This is a genomic window from Natrialba taiwanensis DSM 12281 (assembly GCF_000337595.1).
GTDB classification, from domain to species: Archaea; Halobacteriota; Halobacteria; order Halobacteriales; family Natrialbaceae; genus Natrialba; species Natrialba taiwanensis.
On the sequence record NZ_AOIL01000067.1, the window covers coordinates 153,607 to 168,365 of the forward strand.

Consider the following 14,759-nt stretch of genomic DNA (forward strand, 5'->3'; position numbering starts at 1 on the left):
TTCTCTACCGGGTGGCCACAGACACCGCGACAAGATTTCTCCTTCAGTAGATACTGGATGTCGCCGTGTCGACGGTCTGCCGTCTATTGCAGGCACATAAACGGACAAAAATAATCCACCATCGACGCGGTCGGCTCCCGATTCCTTAGTGCGTCGCCTCTTCGAGCACCAGCGAGTCGTCCTCGAGGTAGTGCTCGAAGTGGTGACCGTCGTCCTCGAGCGTCACGAGGATGTCGCGGAGGATTTCCGCAGTCGCGTAATCGCCGAGGTTCTCGGCGAGTTCAATGCTGTCACGCATCGACTCGATGATATCGCCGTACATCTCGAGGTCGTTCTCGAACGCGGACCGGATGTCGAGAACGTCTTCGCCCTCGAACTCGACGGTTGCACGCTCTTCCTGGTTCGATGGTCCGGAGACCGGGACACCGCCGAGCGCCTGCGCGCGCTCTGCGATTTCGTCTGCACCCTCTTCGACGTGCTCGTAGGATTCCTCCAAGAACTCGTGGAGCGGCAGGAACTCGGCACCCTCGACGACCCAGTGGTGCTTCTTGAGCTGGTGGTAGAGGACGTACGAGTTCGCCAGTTCGGTGTTCAACGCGTCGACGATCTGCTCGGCTTTGTCCTGTTCGAGGCGGAGCTCGTTCTCCTCGACGGCATCGGCCGATTGACGGACAGTCTTCTGAGTGCTCATCTCATTTAGTGATACACGCGCTTTGCACTTAAAGGTTTCCCCAACACAGAACATTTTTTTGGCTATCCGAAAACAGACTTCTCGTAGTGGTGTTATTATTTTCTATAGTGGGATCGACGTATCGGTCGCCACTACGGTCAAAAATTGTGCTGTTTTTTCGGGGCTGAGTAAACATTTTCAGTGTGGGGGTTGAAAGGGAACGTATGGCAACAAGAGCGGCACAGCGGCGAGAGCGGATCTTCGTCGATGGGGACTGGCTCGAAACCGACGAGACCATCGCAGTCTCGGACCTCGCCGACGGCGGGACCTTCGCTCAGGTCGGCGCGACCGGGCCGGCCGCAGCACGGACGGCACTCGAAGCAGCCCACGAGATCAAACCCGAACTGCGCCAGACGACCGTCGTCGAGCGCGCCGGGTGGTGCGAAGCGATCGCCGAGGGCCTTCGCGAGCGCGAGGAAGAACTCGCCGAGGTTATCGTCCGCGAGGCGGGCAAGCCGATCTCCTCGGCTCGCGGCGAGGTCGGCCAAGCGGCGGAGCGCTTCGATCGCGCCGCCGAGGAGGCCCGAAACATCGTCAGCAAGGGCGAGTTCCGCGAGGGATCGACCGCGGGCCACGAGGGCTGGAACGCGATCGTCAAACACGAGCCGATCGGTGCGGTGCTCTGTATCACGCCGTACAACTATCCACTTGCGACGACGGCATTACAGGTTGCCCCTGCACTCGCCGCGGGTAACAGCGTTCTGCTCAAGCCCGCGAGTAAGACGCCCGTCTCGGCTGCGATCCTCGCCGATGTCATCGCCGACGTCGACGGCATCCCGGACGGTGCGTTCAACTTCGTTCCCGGTGACGCGAGCGAGATCGGCGACGTCCTATCCGGCGACGACCGCATCAACGCGATCGCGATGACCGGCTCCTCGGGCGCGGGGAAACATGTCGCCGGCGAGAGCGGCATGGTCAATCTTCACATGGAACTTGGCGGCAACGCACCCGCTGTCGTCTTCGACGACGCCGACCTCACGGACGTTGCCGGCAACTGTGTCAAGGGCTCGCTGAAATACGCCGGCCAGCGTTGCTCGGCCGTCTCCCGCGTCCTCGCTCACGAATCGATCCACGACGATCTCGTCTCGCAGATCGACCGCACGATGGACGCCTGGGAAGCCGGCGATCTCTTCGACGAAACCACCGCCTTCGGCCCGCTCATCAGCGAAGACCAGGCCGAGTGGGTCCAGGAACTCGTCGACGACGCCGTCGAGAAGGGTGCAGACCTCGTCCGCGGCGGCGAGCGACGGGCCCCCGAGGGCGTACCGGACGAACTCGCCGATCAGTTCTTCGAACCGACGCTGCTCGCCAACGTTCCGCACGACGCCCGTATCGTCGACGAGGAGCAGTTCGGTCCCGTTGCCGCGATCACGACGTTCGAAGACGAGGACGAAGCGATCGAACTCGCCAACGGTTCGGATCTCGCCCTCGACGCCGCGGTCTTCACCTCCGACTACGATCGCGCGATGCGACTGGCCGATCTGATCGACGCCGGTGCCGTCCGCATCAACGGCGCCCCCTCCCACGGCCTCGGCGACGTTCCCTTCGGCGGCAACAAGGACTCGGGTATCGGCCGCGAGGGCCTCGACGCCTCGATCCACGAGATGATGCGCAAGAAGAGCATCATCCTGTAGTCTGTGTAGCCTCGCGACGATATTGGTCCGCGTCACTTTCGCCTGTTGAACGCTCTACCAGCCGTTCAACGGGACACAGCTACAGCTCATAGATCGCGGCTTACGGACCGCCCCCACAAATCGCGGCTCAGGCGGATCACTTCTCGGACCACACTCACCTCTCAGGCGGACGGTCCACTGCGACCCGAGCTAGAACGCGACCGATCGGCTGGCAACGACCGTCTCAGTCCCGCCAGCGACCGCAATCGCCCGTACCGTCGTTTCGTCGCCCTCATCGTACGCAAACGTCACGCTCTCGCCGACCGCAGCGATCGCGTCGCTTCTTCCCGCCCCGTCGATAATCTCGACTCGGTCGGTGTTCCCGAGCGATGAGACGAACTCGTCGTCGCCGGTCGTTTCGTCCGGTGTGAGCGAACTGGGGACCCACCGTGCCAGCGCGGAGACGTCAACGCTAGCCCCGATCTCCGTCCCGAGGGATCCAGTCCCGTTCGCGTCGTCCGTCGTTCCGTTCGAGTCGGACTCTGCTTGGCGTCCCCGACTCGGAACCGCCGAGACAGCCTGCACTGATTGAGAGGGCACCGATACTGCCGATCCCACCGGTCGTCACCAACAATCGGCGACGCGAGTACTCGTCAGTCATCTCTGCTTCCACAAATTATAATTATAACAGGATATAATTCACCATCAGTCTCTGCGGATAGACGCGGTCCTCGAACGCGAGCGGGAGAGCGGACGGGAGGCCGCACCTATCCGATCGTCCTACTCTATGAGTACTGATCCGTCCATCCTCGTCGCTGGCGAAACGCTGATCGACTTCCTGCCGGAACGGCCCGGATCGCTCACCGAGGTCGATAGCTTCGACCGTCGCCCCGGTGGCGCACCCGCAAACGTGGCCGTCGGCCTCGCTCGACTCGGAACCACACCGCTGTTCTGGACCCGCGTCGGCGACGACCCGTTCGGCCACTATCTCCGGGAGACGCTCACCGACGCCGGCCTCTCCGACCGATACATCGAGTTCGACCCCGCGGCGAAGACGACGCTCGCGTTCGTCACCCACGATTCGGACGGCGACCGCGAGTTCACCTTCTATCGCGACGGGACGGCGGACACGCGACTCGAACCGGGTCGGGTCGACGACGAGACGCTCGCCGCGCTCGAGTGGGTTCACGTCGGGGGCGTCACGCTCGCCAGCGGCCCCGCCCGGGCTGCGACGCGAGACCTCATCGACCGGGCTGGCGAGGCCGGCTGTACGGTTTCGTTCGACCCGAACGCTAGACCGGAGCTGTGGCACGCCGAGGAGACGTTTGCAAGCGTCTGCCGCGACGCGCTCGAGGGCGTCGATGTCTGCAAGGCAACCGCGGGTGAACTCGAGGCGCTCGGCTTTACCGGGGCGACGCCGACTGAACTCGGGCAAGCGGTGGTCGCCGGATCGACGGGGCCCCACACCGCCTTCGTCACGCGGGGCAGTGAGGGGGCCGTGGCTGTCGCCGGGCCGGATGCACCGTGGGGTGGCGGACACGCGGGAGCATCGTCACTGGCTGTCGTCGAAACCGATGGCTACACCGTCGAGACGGTCGATACGACGGGAGCAGGCGACGCGTTCGTCGCCGGCATAATCACGGCGCTTCAGGGCGGCAAATCGGTGTCCGAAACGCTCGCTAGTAGTAGCGCTATCGCCGCGATTACGACGACTGAAACCGGTGCGATGACCGCGTTGCCGGACCGCGAGACGGTACGGGCGTTCCGCCGAGGGCGCTCGTAGTCCCCGCTTCGAGAGGCAGACCGCCTGCGCCGTTCGAGGCGATGGCGATAGCACCGACGACGTCTTGTGCACATCCAGGCGAACCACATATCTGGATTGACGGTGTGGCTCCGGTATGGCAACCGAACGTGAAGACAACGGTGTCGCCTCCTTTGGCAAGACCGTAGTCGCCGGCATACAGGAGAAAAACGTTTCCTTCATGGCCGCTGGAATCGCCTATCAGGCGTTCATCTCGCTACTGCCCCTTCTCGTCCTCGTCTTTTTCGTCGTCACCGTCGTCGGCGACGAGCAGTTCGCGGCCGAGGTCACAACGGCAACGAGTGGCTTTCTGCCCGAGAGCGGTCAGGTCATGGTCGAGAACGCCATCTCCGAATCGCCGGCAACGGCGGGATCGACGCTCATCGGCGTCGTCGTTCTCGTGTGGGGGGCACTCAAAATATTTCGCGGACTCGATACGGCGTTCTCCGAAATCTACGATTCGGCCGCGGAGAGTTCATTTGTCGGGCAACTTCGCGATGCGGTGATCGTCCTTGGTGCGATCGGTGGTGCGTTGATCGCGGCAGGCGCGGCGAGTCTCGTCGTCGCGGTTTTCCCGGACGTTCCCCTCCTCGAGTTGGTGAACCCGATCCTTCTCGTGATCGTGCTCACGATCGCGTTCCTGCCGATGTACTACTACTTCCCGGATGTCGACGTCTCTCCCCGCCAGGTGCTTCCCGGCGTCGTCGTCGCGGCGGTCGGCTGGACGGTGCTCCAGTCGCTCTTTCAGGTCTACGTCTCGTTCGCGGGGAGTTCGGATTCTGCAGGACCGGTGGGTGCGATCTTGCTCTTGCTCACCTGGCTTTACTTCGGCGGACTCATCTTGCTCGTTGGTGCCGTCGTCAATGCCGTCAGAAGCGGTCACTTCGACCAGTCGGACGCGGACGATCCAGTCCTGGAGACGTCGATTGCCGCAACGGATCGTCCGTCCTTCGTCGACGACGCACAGCGCGACCGGACCCGTCTCCTCGATCGGATCGACCGCCTCGAACGCGAACGCGACCAACTTCGAAACGACCTCGCCGCCCAGCGCGCACGGCGATACCGCCTCGAAGACCGCGTCACCCACCTGGAAACGCTCACTCGCGATCTCGAAGACGAGACCGCGACCCTCCACCGTGAACTCGACCAGCACGAGGACCCGCCGTGGAAACAACCGTTCCACACGGCTCTCTCGCACGTCGAGACCATCCGTATCGGTGTCGTCGAAGACCGACGTGACTGACGGCGGCCACGATTGCGACCGCGCGACCGGACACGGGAGTCGCACTCGAGAGCGCTTATTACGCTCCACGCCGACACCCCACACATCGTGTCTCACTCAGTACGGGCCGCCAGGCGACGGCTCTGTGACGACCACGCAGATACTATCGCAGCGATCGACGACTGTGCGGATCGCGTCACTACCTCTTGGGACACCGCTCGAACGACGAATCGCGACGCACTCGTCGACTCTCTGCGCGCCGAACTCGTGGCCGCGGACATCTTCGATCGACTTCCAGCGCTCCTGGCGGCGGCCGTCGATGCGACAGCATCGGACCTGCGGGCACGTCCCGTCCCCGCAGCGCCGTACGTCGTCGTAACGAGTCGCGGGCCGCTCCTTCGGGCGACGATCGATCCCGGAAGACTCGTCATCAGATTCGACGTCTTCGAAATCGTCCGCGCTGACGGTGCCGGCCATCAACCGGAATACCACCGCGTAGATGGCGTCCGACTGCACGTTTCGCTTGAAAACTGAGCGGTTGACAGCGGGACCGCGAGTCGGAGTCGAAGACGAGTCAGCGTTTTTACGATGCAGTCGAAAACTGCTGTCGAACATGCACCCACGCGCACAGGCGTTCGCCGATCGAGCACGCGCCGAGTTCAGTTTCGAGCCGACGGTCGAGGAGTTCCCGGAGGGGACGAAGACGGCGGCAGACGCGGCGGCGGCAGTTGGCTGTCGGGAGGCCCAGATCGCGAGTTCGCTCGTCTTCGACGTGGACGGCTCGCTGGTGGTGTCGGTGACGAGCGGCGCGAACCGCGTCAGCGAGGCGGCGCTCGGCGAGGTCTTCGGCGTGTCGGCGGCTGCGGTGTCGATGGCCGATGCCGAGCGGATTCGAACTGAACTCGGCTGGTCGATCGGCGGTGTGCCGCCGTTCTGTCACGAGCGGACGGTCCCGGTCGTGCTTGATGAGACGCTGCTCACGTTCGAGACGGTCTGGGCGGCTGCGGGGACGCCGGAGGCGGTGTTTTCGATCGACCCGACGGCGTTGCAACAGTATGCAGGGGCAGAGCCGGTGGCTGTTAGTGAGTAGGCAAGAGTTCAGGTTCTCGTTTTCACCAATGGGCCCCTTGGTGTGCTACCGTCGAGAAGTTATTAATCCACCAGTCTGTGTGATGGCCGAATTATTAACAGAAAGGTAGTAGATAATAACATATTTAGTCGACGGGCAATTGGTTCGGATATGGAACTCGAACGACGGACGTTCCTGGCGGCGAGTTCGGGATCACTCGCGGCCGGGGCACTGGCGGGGTGTCTCGATGACGTGGCTCGCGGGAGCGAGGGGGTCGAGTCGGGGTATGCCGCATTTTTTGCGCTGTGGGACTGGGCTGATACCATTGGTGGCGATGCGGTTACGTTCGAAAACCCGGTCGGGACCGGCGAGGTCGGGCACGGCTGGGAGCCCGAAGCGGACTTGCTCGCGGAGATTGCAAAGAGTGATGCGTTCGTCTACCTCGATCTGCCGGAGTTCGCCTGGGCGCAGGAGGCGGCGGCAACGCTTGAGTCGGACTACGAGACGGTGGCCGTGATCGATGCGCTCGAGGGACTCGACGACGAGTTACTGGCGTGGAATCACGAGCACGATTCCGACGAACACGAGGAGGACTCCCACGACCACGCTACCGATGAGGGAGACGACGCTGAGCACGATCACGACCACGACGACGGGGGATCTCACGATGGGCACGACCACGGCGCCGTCGATCCCCACGCCTGGGTCGACCCGGTCCTCGCCCAGCGTCTCGTCACGACTATCGCGGACGGCCTCGCCGACGCCGATCCCGACAACGAGGAGACGTTCCGGGAGAACGCCGAAACGTACACCGACCGGCTCGCCGAACTCGACGACGAGTTCAGCGCCATCACCGGGGAAGCCGAGCACGATGTCGCCATCCTCGCCGGACACAACTCCTATCAGTACCTCGAACACCGCTACGATATCGAGGTGCACACGCCGTCCGGCGTGTCGCCGCAGGATGAACCGAGTATCACCGATATTTCGGGGACGATCGACCGCATCGACGAACACGACATCGACACGATTCTCTACGATCGCTTCGAGGTCACGTCCGAGGATGAACTCCCGCCACTCGCCGAGACGATCCTGGCGGAGAGCGCCGCGACGAATGCGGTCCCGGTCACGTCCGGAGAGGGGACGCTCCAGTCCTGGCAGGAGTCGGACTGGGGATACGTCGAACAAATGGAAGAGCTAAACGTTCCCGCGTTCAGAGACGCACTTGGAGCGGATCACCAGTGACCGCAGTCGTCTCTCTCGAGAACGTCACGTTCGCCTACGGCGAGCAGCCGGCCGTCCGCGACGTGTCCCTTACCGTCGATCAGGGCGACTTTCTCGGCCTCATCGGTCCGAACGGCTCCGGGAAGACGACACTCTTGCACCTCATGCTCGGTCTGCACAGTCCCGACAGCGGCTCGATCGAACTCTTCGGCGAGCCCGCCTCGGCGTTCTCCGAGGGCGAACGGATCGGCTACGTTTCCCAGCAGGCGACCAGCCGCGGCGGCACGATGCCCGTTACCGTCCGCGAGGTCGTGACGATGGGCCGGTTTGCCCACGCGGGCCACAGCCGACTGACCGAGGCAGATCACGACATCGTCACGGACGCTCTGGAGACGGTCGGTATCACCGCACTCGCCGATCGACAGGTTACGCAGCTCTCGGGCGGCCAGCGCCAGCGGGCGTTCATCGCTCGCGCGCTCGCCTCCGAGGCCGACCTGCTCGCGCTCGACGAACCGACCGTTGGCGTCGACGCCGAATCCCGTGACGAGTTCTACCAGTTGCTCGACTCGCTCAACGACTCGGGCATCACGATCATCCTCATCGAACACGATATCGGCGTCGTCACCGACCGGGCGAACCGTATCGCCTGTCTCAACACGGAGCTATACCACCACGGCGATACCGAATCGTTCGTCGAGAGCGACGCGCTCACGGAGGCCTACGGGACGACCGGGCACGTCGTCGAACACCATCATTAGTCGATCGAATGCTGGAGTTCACATCGCTCATTGACAGAGAGACCGATACTGACACTGACGCCAACGCCGACCCGACACGACAACCGACACCACTGACACACACCACACACGGATGCACGACACCAGACGACGACTCGAACTCGGCGGAATCGCCCTGACCGGCTTGCTCGCCGTCACGATGCTCGGATTTCTCACCCTCGATTGGCTACAGGAGTATCCGTACGCGTCGGCGCTGTACGAGCAGTTCCGGATCGCCGGACGGTTGCTGGACTACTACCTCGGGACGAACGTCTTCTCTCATCCCTACCTGTGGCGGTCGATGGCGACGGGTGTTCTCATCGGCGTCGTCGGGCCGCTGGTCGGGACCTATCTCGTCCACCGCGAGATGGCACTGATCGGCGAAACGCTCGCGCACACGGCGTTCGCCGGCGTCGCGATCGGACTGTTGTTCAGTTCGACGACGGACTGGAGCGGCTCGCTCTTGCTCGTCGCGCTCGTCGTCGGGATCCTCGGTGCACTCGGCGTGCAGTGGCTCACCGAACGCACGGACACGTACGGCGACGTGCCGATCGCGATCATGCTCACCGGCAGTTTCGCCGTCGGCACGCTCATCATCAGCTACGGACGCGGACTCACGGGGCTTAACATCCAGAACTTTCTCTTCGGCAATCTCTCCGTGATCACGCCCTCCGGAGCGCGGCTGATGGGAATTCTGAGCGTCGTCGTCGTGGCAGTCGTCGCGGTGACGTACAAGCAACTGCTCTTTATCACGTTCGACGAGCAGGCCGCTCGCGTCGCCCGGCTGAACGTTACCTGGTACAACACGCTGTTGATCGTGATGACGGCCGTCGTCGTCGTCGGCGCGATGCAGGTCCTCGGCGTGATCCTCGTCGCGGCGATGCTCGTCATTCCCGTTGCAGCCGCAACGCAACTCGCACACAGTTTCCGCGAGACGCTGTATCTCTCGATCCTCTTCGGCCAGGTCTCGATCATCGGAGGCTTCGCGCTCTCGATCTCTCAGAGCCTTCCCGCCGGCGGCTCGATCGTCGTCGTCGGAATCGCCGCCTACCTGCTCGCCGTTCTCGTTTCGGACCGATCCGCAGCTGCGGTTTCAGTTCACTGACTACCGGCACTATTCCCGTTCACTGTCCTGGTTACCGCCGATTCGTCTCGTCAGCAGTCACCGTCGCGTTTCGATTCAGTACCGCTCATCACCAGTCGGTGGGAACGCACCCTACGTTTAACACGACTCTCGGCGAATTCACTCACGATGGGACGGTTATCCGAGCTGTTCGCACCCGATACCGTCGGCGTGATTGGCGCAACCGACCGCGAGGGCGCAGTCGGCCGCGCGATCCTCGAAAACCTGCGCGACGAGTTCAGCGGCGAGGTCGTGCCGATCAATCCGAGCCACGACACGGTGCTTGGTATCGATGCATATTCGGACGTGAAGAGCGCGCCGGCACTCGATCTGGCGGTCGTCGTCGTCCCGCCGCCCGTCGTCCTCGAGACGCTTCGTGAACTCGGCGAGTCGGGGACCGAACACGTCGTCGTCATCACGGCGGGGTTCGCCGAGACGGGTGGCGAGGGAGCCGACCGGGAGCGAGAACTCCGTGAGATCGCCGCCGAGTACGCCCTCAATATCGTCGGTCCGAACAGTCTCGGCGTGATGTCGACGCCGGTCGACCTGAACGCGACGTTCGGGCCGGAGGGCGCGCTGGACGGCTCCATCTCGTTCATGAGCCAGTCGGGGGCGTTCATCACGGCCGTCCTCGACTGGGCGAACGAGCAGGGGATCGGCTTTCAGGACGTCGTCTCGCTCGGCAACAAGACGGTGCTCGACGAGACGGACTTCGTCCGCGAGTGGGGCGACGATCCGGAGACGGACGTCGTCATCGGCTATCTCGAAGACATCGACGCCGGCGACGAGTTCATCCGGACGGCTCGCGAGGTCACCGACGACACGCCGATCGTGCTCGTCAAGTCGGGTCGAACCGACGCGGGGGCGCAGGCGGCCTCCTCGCACACGGGCGCGATCGCCGGGAGCGAACGGGCCTACAAGGCCGGGCTGGAACAGGCCGGCGTCCTGCGAGCGAACTCGGTCCAGGAGCTGTTCGATGCGGCACGGGCGCTCTCGGGGCTGCCGGAGCCCGACACCGACGGGGTCGCCGTCGTGACGAACGCGGGCGGGCCGGGCGTGTTGACCACCGATGCGGTCGGCGACTCGACGCTGGGGATGGCCGAGTTCAGCGACGAGACGATCGCGGCGCTGACCGAGGCGATGCCCGATGAGGCGAACGTCTACAACCCGATCGACGCGATCGGGGACGCGGATTCCGACCGTTTCGGCGACGCGCTCGAACTCGCGCTCGACGATCCGAACGTCGGCAGCGCGGTCGTCGTCAGCGCCCCGACGGCGGTGATCGAGTACGACGAACTCGCCGAGGTCGTCATCGAGAAGTGCGAGAAGTTCGACAAGCCCGTCGTCACCTGTATGATGGGTGGCGAGCGGGCTCGCAATGCCGAGTCGGTGCTTCGCGAGTTCGGGATTCCGAACTACTTCGACCCGGCCCGGGCGGTCGGCGGACTCGACGCGCTCGCGCGGTACCGGGATATTCGCGACCGGACGGTCGACGAACCGGAGCGGTTCGACGTCGATCGCGAGCGAGCCCGAGAGATTTTAAAGCGAGTCGAGCGTCGAGACGACAACCGCCTCGGCATCGAATCGATGGAGTTGCTCGAGGCCTACGGCATCCCGACGCCGCCGGGCGAGATCGTCGACGATCCAGCCCGCGCTCGCGAAGTCGCCGAGGGTATCGAGGGCGATGTCGTCATGAAGATCGTCAGCCCGGACATCACCCACAAGTCCGACATCGGCGGCGTGAAAGTCGGCGTGAGCGACGATGAGGTGTACGACGCCTACGAAGACGTGGTCGCCAGAGCGCGCAACTACCAGCCCGATGCGACGATCCTCGGTGTACAGGTTCAGGCGATGCTCGATCTCGAAGAGACGACCGAGACCATCGTCGGGATGAACCGCGATCCGCAGTTCGGGCCGCTCTTGCTGTTCGGCCTTGGCGGCATCTTCGTCGAAGTTCTCGAGGATACGTCGGTTCGCGTCGCTCCGATCGGCGAGCGCGGGGCCCGCGAGATGATCGACGAGATTCGGGCGGCCCCGCTGTTGCGCGGCGCGCGCGGTCGCGAGCCGGCAGCAACCGACGCTATCGTCGAAACGATCCAGCGACTCTCCCAGCTGGTGACCGACTTCCCGGCGATTCTCGAACTCGACGTGAACCCGCTCGTCGCCGGCCCGGACGGCGTACAGGCGATCGACCTGCGATTGACCGTCGACACGGAGGAACTCCGATGACTGATACTGATACCGATACCGACACCGACATCGACACCAACACCAATACTGACACCGGAACTGAAACTGAACTCGACGCGGACGCCACGACGACTGAAGTCGGGACCGATACCGATACTGAGACGCTCCTCGTCGCCTCACTCGAGGAAAGCACCGGCAAAACCGCGATCACACTGGCACTTGCCCGCCTCGCACAGGATCGCGGTGAACGGGTCGGCTACATGAAGCCGAAGGGCACTCGCCTGCAGAGCAACGTCGGCAAGACCCTCGACGAAGATCCGTTGCTCGCGCGCGAACTCCTCGACATCGACGCCGAGATGCACGACTTAGAACCCGTCGTCTACTCGCCGACGTTCATCGAGCAGGCCATCCGAGGACGCGAGGACCCCGCTGAATTGCGCGAGCGGGTCGTCGAAGCCTACGAGACGCTCGCCGCGGACTGCGATCGCATGTTTCTCGAGGGCGGCGGCCAGTACGACCTCGGCGGGATCGTCGATCTCACCGATGCCGATATTGGGACAGTCCTCGATGCCAGCATCGTCCTCGTCTCTCCCTACGAGAAACCCGGCGACATCGACACCGTTCTCACCGCCGCCGACGCGTTCGGTGATCGCCTCGCCGGCGTCGTCTTCAACCGCGTCTCTGACGTTGCCTACGACCAACTCGAAACCGACGTCGTCCCCTTCCTCGAAGGTCACGGCGTTCCCGTCGCCGGAATCATCCCCAGCGAACGGTCCCTCTCCGGCGTCACCGTCGCCGACCTTGCGGACGAACTCGGTGGGACACTCGTCGCCGAAGCCGGCACCGACAGCTACGTCGAGCGCTTCGCCGTCGGTGCAATGGGTGCCGACAGCGCCCTGCGATACTTCCGGCGAACGAAAGACGCCGCCGTCATCACCGGCGGCGACCGGGCCGAGATACACACTGCAGCGCTCGAAGCCCCCGGCGTCAAGTGTCTCATCCTGACCGGCGGCCACCGCCCATCCGGCGCTATCATCGGCGAGGCAACCGAGCGAGAGATCCCGATCATCTCCGTCCAGACCGACACCCTCACGACCGTCGAACGCGCCGAAGATATCGTCCGAAGCGGTCGAACGCGCGATGCCGCGACGGTCGACCGGATGGAGACACTGCTCGCCGATCATACCTCAGTCACGTCGCTGCTCGACTCGACCTAAGCCATCCTGTGAGGAAAATCCCTGGCGCGTCGTCGGGCAGCCCACACGCCAGGATCTGCCGGTTTGTCAGAGGCACCCCGGCACTGACCGTTGTTCTCGAACTCTTATCCCTTCATCTGTCGAAATCTGACCCAGGCCATTCTTCTTCGACTTAACTGTTTCCGTGTTTTATATACTAGTGGACGATTCGAGTTCAGATAGTTCGTTCCAGCGGACCACGATTCACCCGACTGCGCCCCTGTCTTCAAACATTGCCTGATAGCACCGACCGCAATCGGTCACCAGCCTTATACCGCTGTCACCCGACAACTCCCTATGGTCGGAGCGCCGCGATTGCTCGCCCTCGTGGACCGACGCGAATCGCTACTCCGCCACCTCGTAACCACTCCCGCCCACCCCAGCGACCTCGCCGCCGCACTCGAGTGCTCCCGTTCGACGGTCGACAGAGCCCTCTCGGAACTCCAAGATGCCACCCTGGTCGAACGCGACCCCGATCGGAGTTCGTATCACCTCACCGTCGCCGGTGAACTCGCACTCGAAGAGTTCAGCCAGTTTTCGATGCGACTCGAGCGGACAGCGGCTGCGAGCAGCCTGCTTGCATCGCTGCCGACTGACGGCGATTGCTGGCTGCCGTGGCAATTCCTCGACGCGGCGACCGTCGTCACGAACGCCCGCGACCCTGCACGACTTGCAGCGTCGCTTCCGCCGGGAATCGACCGGCAGACGCTGCGAACTCACGCTGATTGTACCGGCGATTCGGATGGAGAGAGCACGACTGGGAGCGACCTTTCAACCCGGACGCTCGAAGCGCTGCTTGACCTCGGACACAGTCCACACCATCGGGTGCTCGTCCCCGGCCCCATGCCCTGTCTCGCCAGCGCCTACCGCGCCACGGCTCCTCCGACTCCGGTCGCAGCCGCTCCCGACGACGCTGAACCCACTCGCCGTGAACTCGAGATTATCGGCCCCAGTGCAGTCATCCAGGGCCTGCTCACCGAGTTCCAGACGGCCACCGCCGACGCCCTTTCGAGGGGCAATCTTTCCCTTCACGAACTCGAATCAGTACAGATACCACCGTATGGGTTGGTCGTCATCACGTGGGAGACAGCGACTGCCATCGGGGCAGCCGAGACGCCCAAGACGCCCGAGACATCCAAAACACCCGTAACTACTGACTCGACCGCCGGCAGTCCGTCCTCCGCTCGCCGCCCCTCCTCACCGGCGTCGGCCACCCGCTCATCGTCGCCAGCCACTGAACTCGTGATCCTCCTCGTCTGTCCCGACACCGAACTCGAGGGCTTGCTCGTCGCGACGACTCACGAGGCGTGTACGTGGGCTCGGGAGTTGATCGAGTCAAGGAAAAAGGCAGCACAACCGCTATCAACGCCCTCTCCGGAGTGATGGGTGTGGGTAACTACCACGACCACGAGCACGAGTTCGTCAGCGAGTGACTGTCGCGTCTGACCAACAATTAAGAGTTAGCCGCGCATGGACCCAGACATGGACGACACACCCCAGGAGATCACCTCCCTCGTCGGGCGCGAGGTCTACTCGAACAGCGGCGTCTTCGTCGGCGAGGTCGAAGACCTGCAACTGAACGTCGACGGCCAGACTGTCACTGGGCTTGCACTCGGCAGCCTGAACTCGGAGCTATTCGCCGAGGAGTCGACGACTGGACAGGGCGTGATCGTGCCCTACCGGTGGGTTCGGGCGGTCGGTGACGTAATTCTCATCAACGAAGTCGTCGAGCACGTTCGGGACCCGGACGAAGAGGAGTCGGAACTGGTGGCCTGA

Annotated in this window: 14 protein-coding genes; 12 read left to right on the forward strand and 2 right to left on the reverse strand. The window is 63.7% G+C overall.

What is annotated here, in order from left to right:
• Window positions 1-145: 145 nt before the first annotated feature.
• Entirely contained in the window at window positions 146-691 is a 546-nt protein-coding gene (gene dpsA, locus C484_RS19135; protein WP_006827531.1) for a DNA starvation/stationary phase protection protein DpsA, read from the reverse strand.
• 203 nt (window positions 692-894) lie between these two features.
• On the opposite strand from dpsA, the gene C484_RS19140 reads away from it, so the two are divergent.
• On the forward strand, window positions 895-2,364 hold the full coding sequence (locus tag C484_RS19140) for an aldehyde dehydrogenase family protein (protein ID WP_006827532.1): 1,470 nt from the start codon (window positions 895-897) through the stop codon (window positions 2,362-2,364).
• Between the two features lie 189 nt (window positions 2,365-2,553).
• Here C484_RS19140 and C484_RS19145 read toward each other — a convergent pair whose 3' ends face one another.
• Window positions 2,554-2,961, reverse strand: coding sequence for a hypothetical protein (locus tag C484_RS19145; protein ID WP_239641020.1), 408 nt, complete (start codon window positions 2,959-2,961; stop codon window positions 2,554-2,556).
• Window positions 2,962-3,130: 169 nt separating this feature from the next.
• On the opposite strand from C484_RS19145, the gene C484_RS19150 reads away from it, so the two are divergent.
• From C484_RS19150 to C484_RS19200, 11 genes are all read left to right on the forward strand, one after another.
• Entirely contained in the window at window positions 3,131-4,126 is a 996-nt protein-coding gene (locus tag C484_RS19150; protein WP_006827534.1) for a carbohydrate kinase family protein, read from the forward strand.
• 115 nt (window positions 4,127-4,241) lie between these two features.
• Window positions 4,242-5,387 (forward strand): YhjD/YihY/BrkB family envelope integrity protein, encoded by a 1,146-nt coding sequence (locus C484_RS19155; protein ID WP_006827535.1) that lies wholly within the window; start codon window positions 4,242-4,244, stop codon window positions 5,385-5,387.
• An 87-nt stretch (window positions 5,388-5,474) separates the two neighbouring features.
• Window positions 5,475-5,900: a hypothetical protein gene (locus C484_RS19160; protein ID WP_049915791.1), complete on the forward strand. Its 426-nt coding sequence runs from the start codon at window positions 5,475-5,477 to the stop codon at window positions 5,898-5,900.
• Between the two features lie 79 nt (window positions 5,901-5,979).
• Window positions 5,980-6,456 carry a YbaK/EbsC family protein gene (locus C484_RS19165; RefSeq protein WP_006827537.1) on the forward strand — a complete coding sequence of 159 codons (477 nt, stop codon included), beginning with the start codon at window positions 5,980-5,982 and terminating at the stop codon, window positions 6,454-6,456.
• Window positions 6,457-6,606: 150 nt separating this feature from the next.
• On the forward strand, window positions 6,607-7,680 hold the full coding sequence (locus tag C484_RS19170) for a metal ABC transporter substrate-binding protein (RefSeq protein ID WP_006827538.1): 1,074 nt from the start codon (window positions 6,607-6,609) through the stop codon (window positions 7,678-7,680).
• Window positions 7,677-8,417 carry a metal ABC transporter ATP-binding protein gene (locus tag C484_RS19175; RefSeq protein WP_006827539.1) on the forward strand — a complete coding sequence of 247 codons (741 nt, stop codon included), beginning with the start codon at window positions 7,677-7,679 and terminating at the stop codon, window positions 8,415-8,417. The genes C484_RS19170 and C484_RS19175 overlap by 4 nt, the downstream gene beginning before the upstream one ends.
• Before the next feature lie 112 nt (window positions 8,418-8,529).
• Window positions 8,530-9,540, forward strand: a complete 1,011-nt coding sequence (locus tag C484_RS19180; protein WP_006827540.1) for a metal ABC transporter permease — start codon at window positions 8,530-8,532, stop codon at window positions 9,538-9,540.
• Window positions 9,541-9,687: 147 nt separating this feature from the next.
• Window positions 9,688-11,787 (forward strand): acetate--CoA ligase family protein, encoded by a 2,100-nt coding sequence (locus C484_RS19185; RefSeq protein WP_006827541.1) that lies wholly within the window; start codon window positions 9,688-9,690, stop codon window positions 11,785-11,787.
• The gene (locus C484_RS19190) at window positions 11,784-12,965 is read left to right on the forward strand and encodes a phosphotransacetylase family protein (protein ID WP_006827542.1); all 1,182 of its coding nucleotides are present in this window, start codon (window positions 11,784-11,786) and stop codon (window positions 12,963-12,965) included. The genes C484_RS19185 and C484_RS19190 overlap by 4 nt, the downstream gene beginning before the upstream one ends.
• A gap of 315 nt (window positions 12,966-13,280) precedes the next feature.
• The gene (locus C484_RS19195; protein ID WP_006827543.1) at window positions 13,281-14,366 is read left to right on the forward strand and encodes a transcriptional regulator; all 1,086 of its coding nucleotides are present in this window, start codon (window positions 13,281-13,283) and stop codon (window positions 14,364-14,366) included.
• Window positions 14,367-14,453: 87 nt separating this feature from the next.
• Window positions 14,454-14,759 carry a PRC-barrel domain-containing protein gene (locus C484_RS19200; RefSeq protein ID WP_006109231.1) on the forward strand — a complete coding sequence of 102 codons (306 nt, stop codon included), beginning with the start codon at window positions 14,454-14,456 and terminating at the stop codon, window positions 14,757-14,759.